Source organism: Paenibacillus sp. J45TS6, assembly GCF_018403285.1.
Classification (GTDB): domain Bacteria; phylum Bacillota; class Bacilli; order Paenibacillales; family Paenibacillaceae; genus Paenibacillus.
Genome location: NZ_BOSJ01000006.1, coordinates 169,424 through 188,146 on the forward strand (window position 1 = coordinate 169,424; position 18,723 = coordinate 188,146).

Sequence of the window (18,723 nt, forward strand, 5' to 3'; positions counted from 1 at the left end):
GATAAGTAAGGCTACAATCTCAGGAGATGCTCAGAGGCTTTAATTAAGTGGGAGTAGAAATTTACAGCATAAGAAGACATTATCTCATAAATGGTCGAATTTTCGCGGTTGCTATTGCATATTGATTAGCGTATCCGTTCTTCGGGTAATAGAAGAACAAATAGCGAATACACGGAGGTATATCATAATGACATTGACAAACTTAGAGATCGAAAAGCAAACCAAAATTGCAGCATGTATTGAAGCAATGAATGCGTGTAATAAATGCTATGTATCCAGCTTAAAAGAATATGATCTAGCTTCCCTATGTGAAAGCATGAAATATAATAAAGAAGCAGCCGAAATCTGCAGTTTTGCAGCAGCAGCCCTTAGCCGTGGAACGGTATTTGAACAAGAAATTTTGGCTCTTGTCGTAAAAGCTTGTGAACAATGTGCAAATGAAAGTGAGAAATTTGAACATACTCATTGCCAAAGTAGTGCAGAAGCTTGCCGCCGCTGTGCAGAGATCTGCTCAACAATGAGCATGGCTGTATGATGGGTTGTTTTCCTGTATATGAGCGAGGAAGAGAAGCAGCAGAAGAAGGAGTTTAATCCTTGTTCTGCTTTTTTTGTGAGATTCTATAGAATATCCCTATCTATTTACATTTAATACTATAAACTTGTCTCTAACATAAGCTTAAAGGTGCAGGAAACTCAGAAAGGAGTTCGCTATCGTGTGGAAAGGAAACTTTGTTGAAACGAGCAGGGGGCGATTTGAGTATTTTATATGTGGAGAAGGAGAACCATTAGCAATTACACATTTCTATATGGCTTTCGATGATCGCGGAAATTTGTTTGCGAGTCCATTTACTGAACGATATAAGGTGCATTTAATTAATGTAAGGGGAGCGGGGAATTCCGCCAAAGTTGAACACGATAGTCAATTAAGCTTGAAAGAAATGGTTAAAGATTTTGAAGCGATTAGAGAAGCGTTAGGATTTGAAAAATGGGCTTTCGCAGGTCATTCAACGGGAGGAATGCTTGCACTACAATATGCCATTGAAGCACCCCATTCGCTAATGAAAGTAATTGCTGGATGTACCGCTGCAAGTAACGAATATGCTAGCCATCCAAGAAGCATGTACTGTTCGAAAAACGAGAATTTTCAGCGGATTATTGAAATTATGGAGTTACTTAATAACCCAAATACTTTACAAGAAGAACGTAAAAAATTGAACTACGAATGGGCTTTAATGTCGTATCATTCCGAGGAAAAACTAAAGCAAGCATTAACACTTCCAAATAGTGGACGAACCATGGGGAGAAGTCTTGATTATTTTAGAAAAGTAGAAGTTAAAAACTTTGACCATCGTGAACAATTAAAAAAGGTACATATTCCGGTCTACGTGTTTGCAGGAAAATTTGATGCACAATGTCCGGTCGAATATGGTATTGAAATAGCAACATTAATACCTGATGCCAAATTTACGATTTTTAATAAATCAAATCATAATCCGTTCATAGAGGAAGAAGAAGCATTCAAAGATTTCGTGAAATTTAGCCAAAAATAATCCCTCGAAAAGGTTGCGCTTTGCAGAAACTAAATATATAATATTACAAAATTATACAATCGATGATCAAGAGAGTAATCCAGGACACCGTATTGTTAGCGAACCGGGTTGGTGGAAGCCGGTATGCAGGATCTGGTATGAAACGCACTTGGGAGATGGTATGCCGAAATCGAAGTAGGCGTATCCGGTCATGTGGACGTTACCCGCATATAAGGGGAATAGATACTCCTTATTCGTTATGTTTTTTGCAGAAGCGAATGGTTGATCTATTCACATAGAGTGGTACCGCGGGAATAATAGCTCTCGTCTCTGATAAACAGAGATGAGGGCTTTTTTTGATATCCAATTTTAAAGGAGTGTAGTAAGGATGTTAACAAAAAAGATAGCTGGGATTTTAGATTTACATGTTGATATGACTGCACAAGAGATAGAAGCTATGTTAGAACAGCCGCCCCATCCTGAAATGGGGGATGTTGCCTTTCCATGTTTTTTGCTGGCTAAATCTCTAAAAAAATCACCTGTTATTATAGCAGCTGAACTAGCAGCTTCTATTCAAGAAACCGGGATAACCGCAATGGCAGCGGGTCCGTATGTTAATTTCTTTTTTCAGCGGAGTACTGCTGCCGAGGCTATATTCGCTCAGTTAAGTCATCCGGACTTTGGGAAGCTTTCTATAGGAGAAGGGAAAAAAGTAGTCATTGATATGTCTTCTCCCAACATAGCTAAACCTTTTGGAGTAGGCCATCTTCGTTCAACAGTGATTGGTGCCGCTCTATATCGAATGTACGAAATCGCAGGATACAGCGTAGAAAATGTAAATCACCTTGGAGACTGGGGAACCCAATTTGGTAAACAAATCGCGGCTTATAAAAGATGGGGGGATGACGAGAAACTGGCCAAAGAGCCCATAAGAGAATCACTTAACCTATATGTGAAGTTTCACGATGAAGAAGAGCATGATCAGACGCTCAGCCAAGAAGCAAGAGAATGGTTTCGCAAATTAGAACAAGGTGATGAGGAAGCCACTAGGTTGTGGAATTATTTTGTCAAGATCAGTATGCAGGAATTTGAACGGATGTATAAGCGTCTTGGTGTAGACTTTGACCATGTTCTTGGCGAAAGCTTCTATATTGATAAAACGGCAGGAATTGTGACAAAGCTCCAGGAGTCGGGTCTTCTTATCGAAAGCGATGAAGCGCTCGTTGTCCCGCTGGAAGAGGAAGGATTGCCGCCATGTCTTATTATTAAGCAGGATGGTACGACGATTTACCCTACAAGAGATCTCGCAACCGCTTTTTATCGCCGTGAAGTAATGGGCGCAGATGAAATTCTTTATGTAGTCGGTGCGGAGCAAAAGCTTCATTTTCAGCAGGTCATCGCAGTTCTTCGCAAGTTGGGCGAGCCTTGGGCGGAAGACTTCATCCATGTTCCGTTTGGTTTAATGAAATTTGAAGGGCGCAAAATGTCCACGAGACGGGGGAAAGTCGTTTTTCTGGAGGAGGTTCTTGATGAAGCTGTTCAGCGGGCACGTGAAATTATCAATTCAAAAAACCCGAATCTGCCAAATGCAGAAGAGGTAGCGGAGCAAGTAGGTATAGGAGCGATTGTATTTGGAGATCTCAAAAATCATCGGTTAAATGAAGTTAATTTCTCACTCAAAGAGGCGCTTAGTTTTGAAGGAGAAACAGGCCCGTATGTGCAATATACGTATGCGAGGATTCAAAGCCTGCTTACAAAAGCACAGGGAATCGTTCCAGGGGGCAATACAAGGTCCTCTATATCGTTAGATAAAATATCAATAAGTGATGCTGCTTGGAATTTGTTAAAGCATCTCTCCAGATACCCGGAGTATCTTGAAAAAGCAGTCTGTTTAAAAGAACCTTCCATACTCGCGAGGTATGTTATTGATACGGCTCAATTATTCAATCGTTTATATCATCATGAACGTTTTCTGGACGGTGAACCGCAAGAGCTGGAGTATAAACTTTATCTAGCACAAGTGTCAGGTGAACGGATTCATCAGATCCTCACCTTGCTTGGAGTGAAAACACCGGAACGTATGTAAGTTATTATCGTTCAGGGAGGGAGGAGAGTTCATGTTCATTGAATTAGATCGAGTATCAAAGAGGTATGGAGAGAAAGTGGTGATCTCGGATGTTTCTCTGCAAATTAATCAGGGAGAGTGTCTTGTGCTGATCGGTGATAATGGGTCAGGCAAAACGACCCTCCTTCGATTACTTGCGGAGTTAATCTACCCAACGGAAGGAAAAGTGCTAAGGAAAATAACCGGAGGCACTAAAAAGACATTACTAAGAAGAACAGGATATGCGATTGATCGTTTACCCGTAACTAATTTTACAGCAGAAGATTATTTACTTGCCATGGGCTTAATACAAGGTCTCAGTAAGAAGGAAATTCTGTATCACACGGGCATGTGGTTTGAATTATTTGGACTTATGGAGGATAAAAATGAGCAGATTGCCTCTTATTCAAAGGGGATGAGACAGAAGGTAAATATCATGCAAAGCTTGTTAGGGGATCCAGAACTTTTGCTGCTCGATGAGCCTTTGTCTGGCTTAGATCGGAACTCTCAGCGGAATCTGATTCAATTACTATCAGAGTACAAGAAAACAAAGATGACCCTAGTATGTGCGAGTCATGAACATTTAATTGTAAGCGAACTTGCAGATCGCGTAGTAGAAATGCAAAGAGGAAAGTTGATACGATTGCTGCAACCAGAAGAAATAGTGACCATAGATACCACCCTAGTTCGAGTTACCAATCTTTCCGAAGCAGAAGCAAAAGTCCTTTCTACCGCTGAAGGCATCATTGAACTTAGTACACAGTCAAAAAAAGAAGCTGAACCCGAAATAACGATTATCATGCACTCTAGCCATAGCGATATTATACTAGCACATATCCTAGCAAAAGGCGGATCGATACAATCCGTGATCAGAGAAGAAAAATAAACGGTTTTGAAAGGAGGGATAAAGTTGATCTTATCTAATATAACGTATCTTCTACGTACCTATCTGAGATCAAATGCTTATTTTGTACCTTGTATTCTATACGTCTTCATTACGATGTTATTGTATTCCTATAAGCCAAATCCGATTACTGATAGTTACAGTATAACGGCAATATTTCTATTTTTCATATCTTGCTGGGTAGGAAGAAGTTTATATCATGCAGAAAGCCCGGATCAGCGGGCCGTTACACTTACCCATTCTCCACATAGGTGGAAATACTATTTATCCGAATGGTTATCTGCTATCGCAGTGACCTTCATTTTAGCAGCGATCGCAATCCTTTATCCGGTTATTACGATGATGTTTCAAGGCTATCCAAATGTGAATGAATGGGTTACAGCGATTAGCGGGCATTTCACGCTCGGGATTTTAGGATCGTCTTTAGCACTGCTAACCCAGCGAAGTATGATTCCTCAATTGAATTATGGATTAAATCTCCTTATTTTATGGTCCATTACAGGCATATTGCATACACAATTGATAGCAATCCTGCCTGATTCCGTCCAATTTATCAGCTGGGTTTTACCTCCGGTATTACCACTTATTCAACAAATGCTCACACCTGAATCGATTTGGCCTATGTTAGGTTTGGTGATTTATTCAATTGTATACGCTTTTATCTTAGGTTCATGTTATGTTTATCTATCTTCCAAAAAAAGAGATGTCATGTTATAACGCTTACATCTTTTTTTGTTCACATATGTAAACGCTGTCTTTACGAAATTATTATTTTTTAATAAAAAAACGTTATTTTGTGTTACGATTACTTACATTATCATTGATTTTTATCAAATATCGTTAATTACATATATAGTTTCCTCTCCAAGAAGGTTTTACAATAAAAGCAAGAGGAGGGGGAACAATGTCACAGATCTCTACGGACATTAGAGTGGCGGAGCGCAAAAAACCAAGAGGTCTAGCGGTTCGGTTATGGAAACAATGGGAACTCCAGCTTATGGTGATCCCGGCGTTGATTATTGTATTCATATTTAGCTATATTCCGATGTATGGTGTGCTGATGGCCTTTCAGGATTACAGTATTTTTGATGGGTTTTGGGCTAGCCCTTGGGTAGGATTTAAACATTTTGAAATGTTCTTTAATGCACCTGAATTCTGGACCATTATGAGAAATACGCTCGTCATAAGTGCGTTAAAGTTAATCATTGGTTTTCCTGCCCCCATTATCCTAGCGCTGATGTTGAATGAAGTTAAACAGATGGCGTTTAAACGAGTAATTCAGACGATAAGTTATTTACCGCATTTTCTGTCTTGGGTTATTGTTGCAGGATTCGCAATGTCGATTCTCTCAACGGATAATGGTAGCTTAAATATTTTGTTGCAGTCCCTGCATGTAATTGATGAACCTATCGGATTTCTTGGGACAGCTGATTATTTCTGGACAATTCTTGTAAGTACCAATGTATGGAAAGAAATTGGATTTAACTCGATTGTATACTTAGCGGCGATCGCAGGAATTAACCCAAGTCTATATGAAGCGGCGGAGATGGACGGTGCAAGCCGACTAAAACAAATTTCGTTTATTACGATACCTTCCATTATGCCCGTGATTATTATCTTCTTTATCCTTGCGATTGGTAACTTATTAAATGCAGGTTTCGAAGACATCTTGCTGCTTGGATCAAACCCGGTTCTCCGAGATGTTTCCGATGTTATTGACACCTATGTTTACCGAATTGGTATAGAGAATCAGCGTTTTTCTTACGCTACAGCTGCTGGACTTTTTAAAGCGGTGATCAGTGTAACTCTCCTTACGGTAGCTAACTATATCGCACGCAGATCGGGGAACAGCTTATGGTAGGATTAATCGCGCAACAAGGAGATATGTCACAAGGGGGGGCATCTAGATGAAACACCGAAGTTTGAATGATCGATTGATGATGTTTATCATCTACACTCTTCTTATTTTACTAGGGTTCTCTACATTCTATCCTTTCTGGAATGCGCTGGTGGTTTCTTTTAATGAAGGGATGGATACGGCTCTCGGAGGTATAACCTTTTGGCCCCGGGAGTGGACACTCGAGAACTACAGCATTGTATTCCAAGACAGCCGGATATTAAATGGATTTTACATATCGATCATGAGAACACTAATCGGCACTTTATTTTCCGTTCTATTTACAGCGATGCTTGCGTTTGCGATGTCCAAACAGGACCTAATCGGCAGGAAATATTATATGGTCTTCTTTATCGTAACGATGTACTTCAGCGGTGGTTTGATTCCTTCATTTTTAGTAACACGCAGTCTTGGACTGATGGATTCTTTCTGGGTGTTCATTATCCCGACGTTGATCAGTGTATGGAATATGATTATTTTCAGAACCTTCTTTCGTGGATTACCGGATGGGTTGCTTGAGTCAGCGCAAATTGATGGATGCGGTCATTTCAGAACTTTTTTCCGCATCGTCCTTCCACTTTCAGGTCCGGTCATCGCGACGTTGTCATTATTCACGGCAATCTTCCACTGGAATGAATGGTTCTTACCGAGTATTTATATTAACAATGAGAAGTTATTGCCTATTCAATCCATGCTTCAACAGATACTGAATTCCAACATCATGAGTGAACAGATGTCGCAGCTTGACTCTGCTGCACAAGCCCGTATGTCTCGTATGCGAAACGTGACCACAAAGTCGCTTTCTATGGCAACGATGATGGTTGCTACACTACCGATCATTGCCGTCTATCCTTTTGTACAAAAGTATTTTGTGAAGGGTGTACTGGTTGGATCGCTAAAAGAATAGGTGTTTAAAGTCATTTGACTTTGGACCATAGATGGTTGTACCAGACATATTAAGGGGAGGGTTTACAAAGATGTGGAAAAAAAGAAACAAGGGAACTAGTACCTTGCTAGTTGCACTGCTTGCATCAGCCATCGGGATTGCAGGTTGTTCGAGTGGTAATGGGGGAACAGCTGCTACACCGGAAGCAGAACCTACTCCGCCAAAAGAAAACGTAGAAGCAACTTCTTTTGAGCTGGGGAAAGAAGATCTGAATTTTACTTTCTACGGTCATTATGATTGGTACACCATGCCGCAGTGGGGCGGCGACGAAGCAAGTAAATGGATCAAAGACAATAAAAAAGTGAATGTATCTGCAATTAATTCCGGGGGAAATGCGGCTCAAAAGCTAAACACGATGATTGCTGCTTCTGAACTCCCTGATGTGATCTGGATGGACCGTAATGCGGATGTGGAGCGTCTGCGTGAAGCGGGAGCGCTTGTCCCATTTGATGATTATCTTGATAAATATCCCAACCTGAAAAAGTGGGCTGGTGAAGAAACGTTAAATATGCTTCGTTCTAGTGACGGCAAATTATATCAATTCCCGAATTGGTATACTTCGCAGCCAAATGGTAATGCGGGATACTTAGTTAACAAGAAGATGTACACGGAGCTTGGTGAGCCAGCACTTGAAACAACAGAAGACTTGTATAACTACCTTGTACAAGTTAAAGCAAAATATCCGAATGTTGTTCCATTTGAACCGGATCTTGCGGTAGACGGCCAAGGGCTAGATGTTCTTTACGGTTCCTTTGGCGAAGATCATCCTCCTGTATTTGTGAAGGAAAGAGGAGTACCAAAAGATAATCAGCTGACTTCTATTTTCCTTGATCCTGTATTTAGAGAATCAACGCAATATGCAAGCAAATTGTTCCGTGAAAAATTAATGGCACAAGATGCACTTACTCAAACAAAAGACCAAATCAAGGAAAAAGTATATACAGGGCGCGTTGCGGTAGCGGCAGGTGCAAGTCCGACAGAGTATGGTGCTGTGGGTGATATTGAGCTGAAGAAGAAAGATCCAAATGATGGTTACTTCATGATTTGGCCTGTGCACAAAGAAGGACTCGACAAAAACAAAATCTGGGCGGGTACGTATAACAGTCTTGGTTGGAACGTAAGTGTCATTACGAAAAGTGCTAAAGATCCAGAAAAAATCTTTGCTTTCCTTGACTGGTACACATCTCCTGAAGGTCAACGTGTCATTATGTGGGGACCGGAAGGGAAATACTGGGATGGAACAGATGAAGATGGGGCTCCGAAATTTACGGATGCTTATGTAACAGATATTGAAGGACGTAACAAAATGATGGATGCTACAGTTAACCTTCAGTGGAATGGGAATACCGTTTTTGTTGATAATGCAAAAATGAAGTTTGAACAATCCCTTCCAGCAGATCAGCAAAACTGGGAGACAAAATATCAATCCGAAGTTACTTGGAAAACACAGTTCGATGCGACAGAATATATCAACCTTACGGCGATGCCTGAGTCCGAAGAAGGAATTATTCAGCAGCAATTGAATGAAATTTTCACAGAAGCAAGAGCCAAAGCGCTTTATGCAAAAAGTGATGAGGAAGTATTATCTATCCTAGATAAAGCCCATGAAAAAGCAGTAGGTATCGGATATGATAAGTTACTTGCTTTTAAAACAAAAAAATGGCAAGAAAATATCGCTAAAATTGCTGGGAAATAATTCAATTTAATACTCGCTCATTTCATTTAGTGAAGTATAATAATGGTAAACGCGCACCGCTCTTTTTTAGAACGGTGCAATGCGTTTATCATTTATTCGTTGTGAATTCTCTACAGGGGGGAATGACACTATGTATCAGGTACTCATTGCAGACGACGAGATTTTAGATTTGGAAGGGATGTGTCAATTTATCCCTTGGGCAGAATTGGGGCTTGAAGTTAGTGGAGCCGTGAATAATGGATTCGAAGCCTTGCAAGTGATGGAAACAAAACATGTCGATATTTTAGTTACGGATGTACATATGCCTGGGATGACTGGAATGGAGCTGGCTCGTAAAGCTCTTCAATTGCGACCAGATTTAAAATTAATATTTGTAAGCGGATACCAAGACTTCGCTTATGTTAAGGAAGCCTTGTCCTTACAAGCCTATAGTTATGTGCTGAAGCCTATGGATGATCACGAATTGATTGCCGTTCTTCAAAAAATAACGAATGAATTGAATGAAAAACTTCTGCGTGAAGAAATGGACTTGGTATTTAGTCAGGCAGCGATCAAATCGATCGAGTATCACCTAATTGGAACACGCGTAGCTCATAAAAATGAACAATATGCAGACATATACCGTATTACATCGGATGCGAAAGCGCTTATTTTTGATAAACCACTGGATTGCTTGGTCTCCTGTCTGCTTGCTTGTGACCGAGTTATGGTACAGGAAGAACTTAAAGAGATGCTTGGAGTAGCTCGTGGCGAAAACATCAAATCTCAACTACATTTTATCGTGCTGTATTTACTTATACGTATCGATCATTATGTCAGTACTCAATTGAATTACCCCATAGGTTTTATTCCTCTTAGCGAACTTGAAGTAGAGAAGATCAAAAACCATCAAACCAAAAGTGAACTTATCTCTTGGTTGACAGATCATTTATTGAATCTATTCGACATGGAGAATCACCCGAGGTTCAAGCAAAAGAAACATGCCAAGGTGATCGGGCGGGTTATCCATTATATAGAAGAACATTTACATCTGAATGTGACTCTCCGCGAGGTCGCTGACGAGCTATGCTTTTCTCCTAATTACTTAGGAGCGATCTTCAAGGAAGAGACGGGGAAAAGTTATAATGAGTATATTATTGCCCTGCGTATGGAGAAAGCCCGGGACTTATTGCAAGATCCAAAAATTAAAGTGTATGAGGTAGCTGATCGCGTCGGATACCGATATATGCCGTATTTCAGCAGACAATTCAAAGAAAAATATGGTATGACTCCTATTGAATATCGTAGAAAAGCATAAGAAAGAATGAGGCTGGCTCCATGTATAAACGGATGAATCAGAGTGCGAAATTTTTACCTTTTGGCTGGAAATTATTTATTTCTTATCTCGTCTTCATTATCCTCCCGGTCGTGATCTTGGGATATACCGCTAACTCCATTCTGGTCGATTCCATGCGGACACAAACCATTACCAATCTACAGGGAACACTTGCTCAGATGAGGGATAATGTCAGCTATAAATTAAGGGATACCGAAAGAATATCAGATATGCTTTACTACGATGAGGCGCTTGCACTGAGTCTTAGGAGTTCAGAAGAAGGCTGGATCAGTTACGAGACAACATCAACGACTCTTCTTCCGAAATTTAGGCAAGCGGTTGAATCAACGAATCAAAAATTATGGTTGTCTATTTATCTGCGGGATCCGAACTTACCCGAAGTATATTATGATGCAGGACCCGTAGATTTACTAAAGGTGAAAGGTAAATATTTTGATGTATATCATATTAATCGGATTCAATTTGAGGATTGGTATCGAAGTTTCCCGCCTGAAAAGTATGGAAAGACAATGAAATGGTCTCAGGTGGATGATGACGAACAGTTTGAACGAATCTCTTTACTTCGGCGGTTGGTGAATACACTAGATCCTCTTGATTTGAAAGAAATTGGTTTTATTCGCGGCAGTATCTATCTATCTGAATTGTTTGAAAGTATGGATTATAATAAAATCGGTCCGGGAAGTATGATTGAAGTTGTCGATCAGAATGGCCAAAAAATGTACGCTTCCAGTGATCTGAATGCAGAAGATCATCCTGTCAAGCGTAATGAGAGTGCTTCAAGTGAATTGATTATCCATGAGGAGATACCCGAGCTTGACTGGACAATTACTGCCTATGTACCTCAAGGGATTTTGGAAAAAGGGGTACAGAGAGTTACACAGATTACACTCTTCATCTGCATCTTGTTTATAGTATTGATTAGTGCGGTAGCCAGCTATTTCTCTAGATATATCTCGAAAAGATTTAGTAAGCTGATCTCCGTACTTGTTATGTTTCAGCAGGGGGATTACCATAAACGGATTCATTATAAAGGAACAGATGAATTCACATTAATTGCAGATGCGCTTAATAAAATGGGGGAGCAAACGGAGCATTTAATTGAAGAAGTATATGAAACGAATCTGAAAAAGAAGCAGGCTGAACTCGAGTCGCTTCAAGCTCAGATCAATCCCCATTTTTTATATAACACGCTCTCTTCGATCAGCCGGCTAGCGAAGTTCGGAAGAGTTGAGCAGCAGCATGAAATGATTATGAATTTAGCTAAATTTTATCGTTTAACCTTAAATGACGGTCAGACCATTATTTCAATTTATAAAGAACTGGAACAGGTACAGGCTTATCTGGATATTCAGAAGGTAAAATACGGTGATCGTATGGAGGTGGATTTTGATATTGATCCTGATATATTGCGGTATGAGACAATCAAGCTGATTTTACAGCCTTTTATTGAGAATGCACTAGAGCATGCTTGGTGTGGAGATCGAATTTATATCCGGGTCACGGGTGAACAGCTCGAGGACAAGATCGTATTTCAGATCATTGATGATGGAGTTGGTATGAAGCCTCCGCATGCACAATCTTTGCTTGAAAAAGATAGAATTAAACAAAAAGGGTATGGAATATGTAATGTTCATGAACGGATTCAGTTGTCTTTTGGTGAAGAGTACGGGGTAACTATTTATAGTCAGCTGGGTATGGGAACAAATATCACCATCATCACTCCGGTGCAGAAAAAGAGCGGGATCTCACCAAAGAAATCAGATTTTGGTTGATTTTACCACAACATTCCTAGTAACATAGGCATAAGAAAGTATAAAGGAGAGACATCTTATGCATGAGCATCGGCTGCTGGATAGTGAACATTCGAAGGAATTGTTCTCTTATTACGGTTTGGCGGTATACTACTCACAAGCCCTAGAACAACAACTCGTCAATTTGCTGGTGCTAATGAAGCTGACGCAAGGAAAGATTAGCCCGGAAGAGGAACTTACGAACTTATATTATAAGAAATTAGGAAGTTCATTAGGTCAACTGGTTCATGAAATACAGCATAATTTTGATTTCTCAGAAGAGGAAAGTATCCTTTTAAATAATATATGGAAAAAACGAAATTATATCGTGCATGATTATTTTAAGGAACGAATATTAGAAACCTTCACTCCCGAAGGTCGCTCTCAGATGATTGATGAGCTTATTGAATTCAAAGACCAAGCGCAGAAGCTGGAGTATAAACTACTGCATTACACCCAAGTTCTGATTAATCAGCTTGAACTCGAAGAGGAGACGGATCAAGAGTTAACCGATGAGGAATGGGAAGACGACGATTTGGCTGATGGAGATGGAAATTCAAAATAATAGCAAAAACCCTCTTGCAAAATTGTGATTGCTCAGGAAGCAAACCGATTTTGCAAGAGGGTTTTTTATATGAGTTCGTGCATGGTTATGGTTTAATGCGGGGAAGATGTCTGCGCTAGAGCTGGATGATTCACTTGATCTGTAACAGTGGAATTAGCCAGTAGATTCCCTTGTTGCAGCTGATACATCTGATAGTATCGTCCGCCAAGAGCCATTAGCTCATCATGATTTCCTCGCTCCGCAATCTGCCCTTGGTGAAGAACTAATATCTGATCGCTACTGCGAATCGTAGAGAGACGATGGGCTATGATAAAAGTCGTTCTCCCCTTTTTCAAAACTTCCAGCGCACTTTGGATGATAGCTTCTGTTTCTGTATCGATATTTGCCGTCGCTTCATCCAGGATCAGGATGGCAGGATCATAAGCCAGTGCTCTTGCAAAAGAAATCAGTTGACGCTGCCCAGCGGATAAGGTACTTCCTTTCTCTACGACGGGTTCGTCAAAACCTTGCGGAAGATGAGAGAGTAACTGTTCAGCACCCACATCCCGAAGGGCTTTCTCAATAGTATCTCGAGAAATTTTATTATCATTTAAGCTGACATTAGAAGCAATGGTACCCGTAAAAAGATAAGGATCTTGTAGTACGATTCCCATATGTTCTCTAATCCATTGTTTAGGAATATCTTTGACATCCTGACCGTCAATCGTAATCGTGCCTTTTTGCGGATCATAAAAACGAAATAAAAGATTAATAATTGAACTTTTTCCTGATCCGGTATGACCAACTAGCGCAACCGTTTCACCTTGCTTCGCTTCAAATGATATGTTTTTGAGCACATAATCTCTGTTATAAGCGAAAGAAACGTCTTTAAATTCCACATTACCACGATATCTTGGCATAGATCCGTCCGTTACTTGTTCGCCGGTCTCATCCATGAGTTCAAAGACACGACCCGCAGACACCATCGAAGAATCCAGGTTAGCCAGCTGATTAACCATTCCTGTAACCGGCTGAAATAAACGGCTTAGTACGTCAACGAATGCGTAAAGTACACCAAGAGAGATGAGGCTTGATCCGTCTATTGAACCTGCACCAAAGTAGAGAAGAACAATGGCGAATGCGAGGTTACGAAGTACGTTTACCAGGTTATGAGTGGTGAATGCGTTTAGATTAAGCATTTTGTTCTGATGATTCATGTAATCTTCGTTTAACGCTTCGAACTCCTCATATGTTTTCTTCTGACGCCGGAATATACGAATAATGGACATCCCTTGAATAGATTCATTAATCATGGCATTAATTTCACTAAGCCTCGAACGAATAATTGTATTGTATTTGGTTGCAATTTTGCGATATAGGACCATCCACAGCACGAGTAGAGGGACAACAAACAAGGAAATGAGTCCTAGCTTTACATCTAAAATGAAGAGAGCAATATAAACCCCGATCATGGTGATGATTCCGGAGAAAAAATTAGAAAGCACAGCGACAAACAAATCTTTTACTGCTTCTGTATCATTCGTAATTCGAGAAACGACCTTCCCTGCTGGTAAATTATCAAAATAATGAACAGGAAGTCTTTGAATATGAGCGTATACATCCGTACGGAGCCTCTGAATGACTTTATTTGCTGAAGATTGCAGCCAGTACGTTTTTCCAAAATCCATAATGATTGCGATCACTAGAAACATAAAATAGAGTCCGACTAGCTTATAAATTCCTGGAAGCTCTGGCTTGTAGAAAGCGAACAGCTCATCTACAGATAAAGGAGTTGCTTGATAAGACGCGCTCTGTTCTCCACGTGTTACGGTGAGGACTCCATTATCATAAGAAGAATTCCCGCTTTCTATGGTGACGGGTTCATTTACGAGATAAAAAGAGCGTCCACTTTGCAAGATACGAATTTCTTCACCTTGTGTTTCTCCTTCATGAAATCGATCATTACGTTTATAATGCTTTCCGTGATAGGGAACAGCATCTTGACCTGGCTCTGACTCAAAGTAAGGTTGTTCGATAGAGAGAACGTGATTATCAATCATATTTTTTGCAATAAACGGAGCAGTGAGATCTGCTGCAACCCCGATCGATAACATAATAAGTGCAGCAATGAAGGTACCTTTCGATTTTAGTGCATAGGCAAATAGTCTCTTAGTTACGTTTTTTGTATAATTCATATGGAAGACACCTCCTTAAAGAGTGAGATTGGATTCGACTTGTTGACGTACGTATTGTTCTTTATACCAACCCTCTTGGTTTAGGAGTTGTTCGTGCGTACCTTGTTCTACGATTTTCCCTTGTTCAAGAACAATGATATGGTCCGCATGTTCTACGGCAGATAAACGATGGGTAGAGATAAGCGTCGTTTTGCCGGATCTCTGTTTTCGAATATTGGTTATGATTTTTGCTTCTGTACGTGCATCCACCGCTGATAAGGCATCATCGAGAATAAGAATGTCGGGATCTGAGATGAATGCCCTTGCGAGAGATACCCGCTGTTTTTGGCCTCCTGATAAAGCAATTCCTTTTTCACCAACGAGCGTTTCTAGACCATCGGAGAGCGTACCCAAATCTCCGTCAAACGCCGCGGTGCGAATCGCCTCCATGATCATTTCTTCATTAGCGTTAGGTTTACCAAACTGGATGTTTTCTCGCACTGTTTTCGAGAACAAAATCTGTTCTTGAGGGACATATCCGATCCAGCTGTGAAGTTGGTCTTTAGAAATGTCATTCATCTTGGTATCGTTAATTAGAAGATCTCCAGAACCAGAAGGATACTCATGAAGAAGTTGTTTCAGTAAAGTGGATTTCCCGCTTCCTGTTCTTCCAACCACACCAAGCGTCTGGCCTTGATGAATATCAAGGTTAATGTTGGTCAGATTGGGGACAGTAGAGGTTGGATAACGGAAGTTCAGGCCTTTCATTTGAATACGTTCAGGTGTATTTACATGTACCGGATTATTAGGATCTTGCACATCGGGGGCCACATGCAATGTTTCGTTAACACGGTCAAGGGAGGCATTACCTCGCTGCATGACATTGATCAGCTCCCCGATGGCAAACATCGGCCAGATCATCATTCCAAGATACATGTTAAAAGACACAAGTTCTCCAAGTGTAATTTCGTTTCGAAAAACAAGGTAGATTCCGAAGCCAAGACCGATAATATAACTGAGTCCAACGAATAGTCGTATGGTAGGTTCAAATAAAGCATCCATTTTAGCAACAGCTAAATTTTTCTGATATACATCATCCGTAATCTCATTAAATCGTTCTTCATCATGTCGTTCTTGTACATAGGCCCGAATAACACGTACACCTGCTACAGATTCAAGGACTTGGTCATTCATATTTCCAAAAGCATCTTGAGCAAGAGAGTAGCGCTCATGCACTTTTTTTCCATAGATCATCATGGCTATGGCTATAAAAGGAAGCGGCAGGGTAGCTGCGAGCGTGAGTTTCCAGCTGATCAGGAATCCCATTGCGAACAGTACTGTCGTCAAGTATGCCGTTGAGTCTGTTAAGGTGAGCATTCCAAATCCTGCGGTTTGAGCAACAGAGCGTAAATCGTTAGTAGCTCTTGCCATCAGATCGCCTGTGCGATTTCGTTCAAAAAATGGCGGGGTCATGCGAAGCAAGTGGCCCATGAACCTTGATCTAAGTAATTTTTCAACGAGGTTTGCTCCTCCAAATAGCTTGTGCATCCAAACATATGTAATAAAGTAGATGGCCAGAATAATACCAAGAATAAGTAAAATATACCGGGTGAGTGCGGGCCAGGTGATGGAACCGGTGACAATCTCATCGATAGCATGCCCGATCAGCCTTGGTGGAAGCAGTTCAGCGATGCCAACTAGAATTAGCAGCATCAAACCAACGATATATCGCTTTTGCTCCTGTTTAAAATACCAGCTTAAATTTTTCAGTACTGCGAACAAGGGAATCCCATCCTTTCTAAAATGAATTTCAATTTCGTTCAGCTGTTTTGTGATACGATTCAGGGTCCTAGCGCAATCTTACAAACCACAAAAAAGGCATACCGTTCGCTAAACGGTATGCCTTCCTATATTCAGGTTCATACGCAGCAAATGTCACATGCGTGAGCAGAAGTCGCTAATGATTGGATGTGAAAAACAGGTGTAAAGTCATTAGATACATTTATCACTGATCAGAATCAATTCCAATCGTATTGATGGGCTGCTCCGTATTCAGTTGTCTGGTTGTAAATAAATCATCCATAATTCTAAACATCGGAATCACCCTTTCTCAAATTGGTAATTAATTCTAGCTAAGGAATCGTCTGAAAAAAATATTACCACCTGACAAATTATATGTCAAACAATTTCAAATAAATTACATATGTTGGGTGTTTCAAAAATTGTTCTCTATTTTATACTTCATTCATGCGGCTTAAGTATGACTTGAAGGGAATCAATATGATAATATAAAAACAAACGATGAGGAGTTGACATAACGATGAGCATACACGTAACGGAAGCAGCGGCAGAATGGTACAAGAAAGAGCTTGGAATATCAGATGGCGAAGCCATTCGATTTTTTGCTCGGTACAGCTCTGGCGGAGGTCTTCATCCGGGCTTCTCACTCGGCATAGCTGTAGAACAACCAGAAGAACCGATTGAACGCACAGAGGTTTCAGGCATCACTTTCTTTATGGAAGAGCAAGACTACTGGTATTTGAAGGGTCACCGTTTGGATGTAACCTATGTGGAAGCAGAAGATGATATCTTGTACAGATACGAAACAGAATAAACAAGTTGAAGTCACTTAATTGCTTGTAGCTTATAGACAAGGAGGGAGGTCCTCGTGAATTCCAAAAAAGGAGATCTTGGGCAATTTGTAATGAAAAGATCCTTAATTGCAGTAAAAGCTGCAGTGGTCGTTTTGAACAAACAGGGTAAAATTTTGCTTCAACAGCGTGCTGACGATGGATTATGGTGCATACCTCTTGGCAACATGAAGCCTGGCGAGATATTAGAAGAGACTGCGCTACGTGAGTTATGGGAAGAAACAGGACTTAGAGCGGAGGGTATGAAGCTCGAATCACTGCTGTCTGGTCCTGAACTGAAGCGAACGTTTGCTACTGGAGACGAAGAGTATGATCTGATTGCAGTCTATTCTGCTCAAGGCCTGCTCTCTTCGGAACTAGATTACGGGGCAGTCAAAGAAGAAGGACCCTTGCGCTTTTTTGCAAAAGAGGAAACTCCAGAGCTTTGTCCAGTTACAAGTATGATGCTTTCTCGACTATAAGTACACAAAAATAGCCTCTCCTGTATCAGCAGGGGAGGCTGTTTTTATGCTGTATACCAATAAAAAAAGTCATGATTCCGTAAAGTCGTTATTTTCGACAGCATATTCAAAATCATCAATATCATAAATTTGAACAGGAACCTTTGCTTCAAGGATTCGTGAAATCCATTCGACTTGATCTGTCAGAAGCGGGGTCTTAAAACGCTGAGAGGTAAGAAGCAATTCTGTCTCGATTGGATCAAATAACTCACCTAACACTGCGGTATCGAGTGCGTTCACGATACGTATTGAAACCAGATCACTGAGCAGTATTGGTGAGCTTAGCGCCCAAGGGATCTGAAGGGCTCTCCGTATTTTTTTCTGATTGAGCGGTTCTTCAAAGTATTGAAGCATCTGACTTATTTTTTTCTTTACATGCTGATCCTCGTGTTTTGATTCCATAAGCGGATCGAGGCTCGTTTGTAATTCGTATAATTCCACCACCGTGGTATAAGGTAACAGATATTCAACAGGCGCTGATGGCGCCAGTAACTGACCATATATTGCGATCATCACGGCTTCCGTAACCAGTGTTCGTGGCATTGGGGTAATCCTCCTGCTGCTGCGATGTATTTTTCTTGTTTTTGTCAATTGTTATGAGTATACCATATATCACTTTAGCTATATAGCTTAACAACGGGGAGCATACAAA

The 18,723-nt window shown here is 40.6% G+C and carries 16 protein-coding genes and 1 other annotated feature; of the genes, 13 read left to right on the top strand and 3 right to left on the bottom strand.

The features are described from left to right. Positions 1-187: 187 nt before the first annotated feature. The 11 genes from KJS58_RS11410 to KJS58_RS11460 all read left to right on the top strand — a co-directional run bounded on the left by KJS58_RS11410 (position 188) and on the right by KJS58_RS11460 (position 12,767). Positions 188-535: a four-helix bundle copper-binding protein gene (locus KJS58_RS11410; protein ID WP_213532629.1), complete on the top strand. Its 348-nt coding sequence runs from the start codon at positions 188-190 to the stop codon at positions 533-535. A 178-nt stretch (positions 536-713) separates the two neighbouring features. After that, positions 714-1,550, top strand: a complete 837-nt coding sequence (locus KJS58_RS11415; protein ID WP_213532630.1) for an alpha/beta fold hydrolase — start codon at positions 714-716, stop codon at positions 1,548-1,550. Between the two features lie 53 nt (positions 1,551-1,603). Then, positions 1,604-1,864, top strand: a binding site (T-box leader). 53 nt (positions 1,865-1,917) lie between these two features. Further along, positions 1,918-3,615 carry an arginine--tRNA ligase gene (gene argS, locus KJS58_RS11420; RefSeq protein WP_213532631.1) on the top strand — a complete coding sequence of 566 codons (1,698 nt, stop codon included), beginning with the start codon at positions 1,918-1,920 and terminating at the stop codon, positions 3,613-3,615. Between the two features lie 31 nt (positions 3,616-3,646). After that, the gene (locus KJS58_RS11425; RefSeq protein ID WP_213532632.1) at positions 3,647-4,519 is read left to right on the top strand and encodes an ATP-binding cassette domain-containing protein; all 873 of its coding nucleotides are present in this window, start codon (positions 3,647-3,649) and stop codon (positions 4,517-4,519) included. Between the two features lie 24 nt (positions 4,520-4,543). Next, on the top strand, positions 4,544-5,254 hold the full coding sequence (locus KJS58_RS11430) for a hypothetical protein (RefSeq protein ID WP_213532633.1): 711 nt from the start codon (positions 4,544-4,546) through the stop codon (positions 5,252-5,254). A gap of 187 nt (positions 5,255-5,441) precedes the next feature. Then, on the top strand, positions 5,442-6,398 hold the full coding sequence (locus KJS58_RS11435) for an ABC transporter permease (RefSeq protein WP_213532634.1): 957 nt from the start codon (positions 5,442-5,444) through the stop codon (positions 6,396-6,398). 46 nt (positions 6,399-6,444) lie between these two features. Next, entirely contained in the window at positions 6,445-7,341 is an 897-nt protein-coding gene (locus tag KJS58_RS11440; RefSeq protein WP_213532635.1) for a carbohydrate ABC transporter permease, read from the top strand. A 70-nt stretch (positions 7,342-7,411) separates the two neighbouring features. Further along, on the top strand, positions 7,412-9,076 hold the full coding sequence (locus KJS58_RS11445; protein ID WP_213532636.1) for an extracellular solute-binding protein: 1,665 nt from the start codon (positions 7,412-7,414) through the stop codon (positions 9,074-9,076). A gap of 130 nt (positions 9,077-9,206) precedes the next feature. Further along, a complete protein-coding gene (locus KJS58_RS11450; RefSeq protein WP_213532637.1) occupies positions 9,207-10,373 on the top strand; it encodes a response regulator transcription factor in 1,167 nt (388 codons plus the stop codon). A gap of 20 nt (positions 10,374-10,393) precedes the next feature. Beyond that, positions 10,394-12,184: a sensor histidine kinase gene (locus KJS58_RS11455; protein ID WP_249717198.1), complete on the top strand. Its 1,791-nt coding sequence runs from the start codon at positions 10,394-10,396 to the stop codon at positions 12,182-12,184. Between the two features lie 58 nt (positions 12,185-12,242). Next, a complete protein-coding gene (locus tag KJS58_RS11460; protein ID WP_249717200.1) occupies positions 12,243-12,767 on the top strand; it encodes a hypothetical protein in 525 nt (174 codons plus the stop codon). 92 nt (positions 12,768-12,859) lie between these two features. Here the strand turns inward: KJS58_RS11460 and KJS58_RS11465 are convergent, their stop codons facing one another. After that, positions 12,860-14,941 (bottom strand): ABC transporter ATP-binding protein, encoded by a 2,082-nt coding sequence (locus tag KJS58_RS11465; RefSeq protein ID WP_213532638.1) that lies wholly within the window; start codon positions 14,939-14,941, stop codon positions 12,860-12,862. 15 nt (positions 14,942-14,956) lie between these two features. Then, a complete protein-coding gene (locus KJS58_RS11470) occupies positions 14,957-16,702 on the bottom strand; it encodes an ABC transporter ATP-binding protein (protein ID WP_213532639.1) in 1,746 nt (581 codons plus the stop codon). Positions 16,703-17,240: 538 nt separating this feature from the next. Here KJS58_RS11470 and KJS58_RS11475 point away from each other — a divergent pair. Beyond that, positions 17,241-17,534: a HesB/YadR/YfhF family protein gene (locus KJS58_RS11475; RefSeq protein WP_213532640.1), complete on the top strand. Its 294-nt coding sequence runs from the start codon at positions 17,241-17,243 to the stop codon at positions 17,532-17,534. A 54-nt stretch (positions 17,535-17,588) separates the two neighbouring features. Further along, positions 17,589-18,032, top strand: coding sequence for an NUDIX domain-containing protein (locus tag KJS58_RS11480; RefSeq protein WP_213532641.1), 444 nt, complete (start codon positions 17,589-17,591; stop codon positions 18,030-18,032). A 69-nt stretch (positions 18,033-18,101) separates the two neighbouring features. Here KJS58_RS11480 and KJS58_RS11485 read toward each other — a convergent pair whose 3' ends face one another. Further along, the gene (locus tag KJS58_RS11485) at positions 18,102-18,614 is read right to left on the bottom strand and encodes an ADP-heptose synthase (protein WP_213532642.1); all 513 of its coding nucleotides are present in this window, start codon (positions 18,612-18,614) and stop codon (positions 18,102-18,104) included. Positions 18,615-18,723 lie beyond the last annotated feature (109 nt).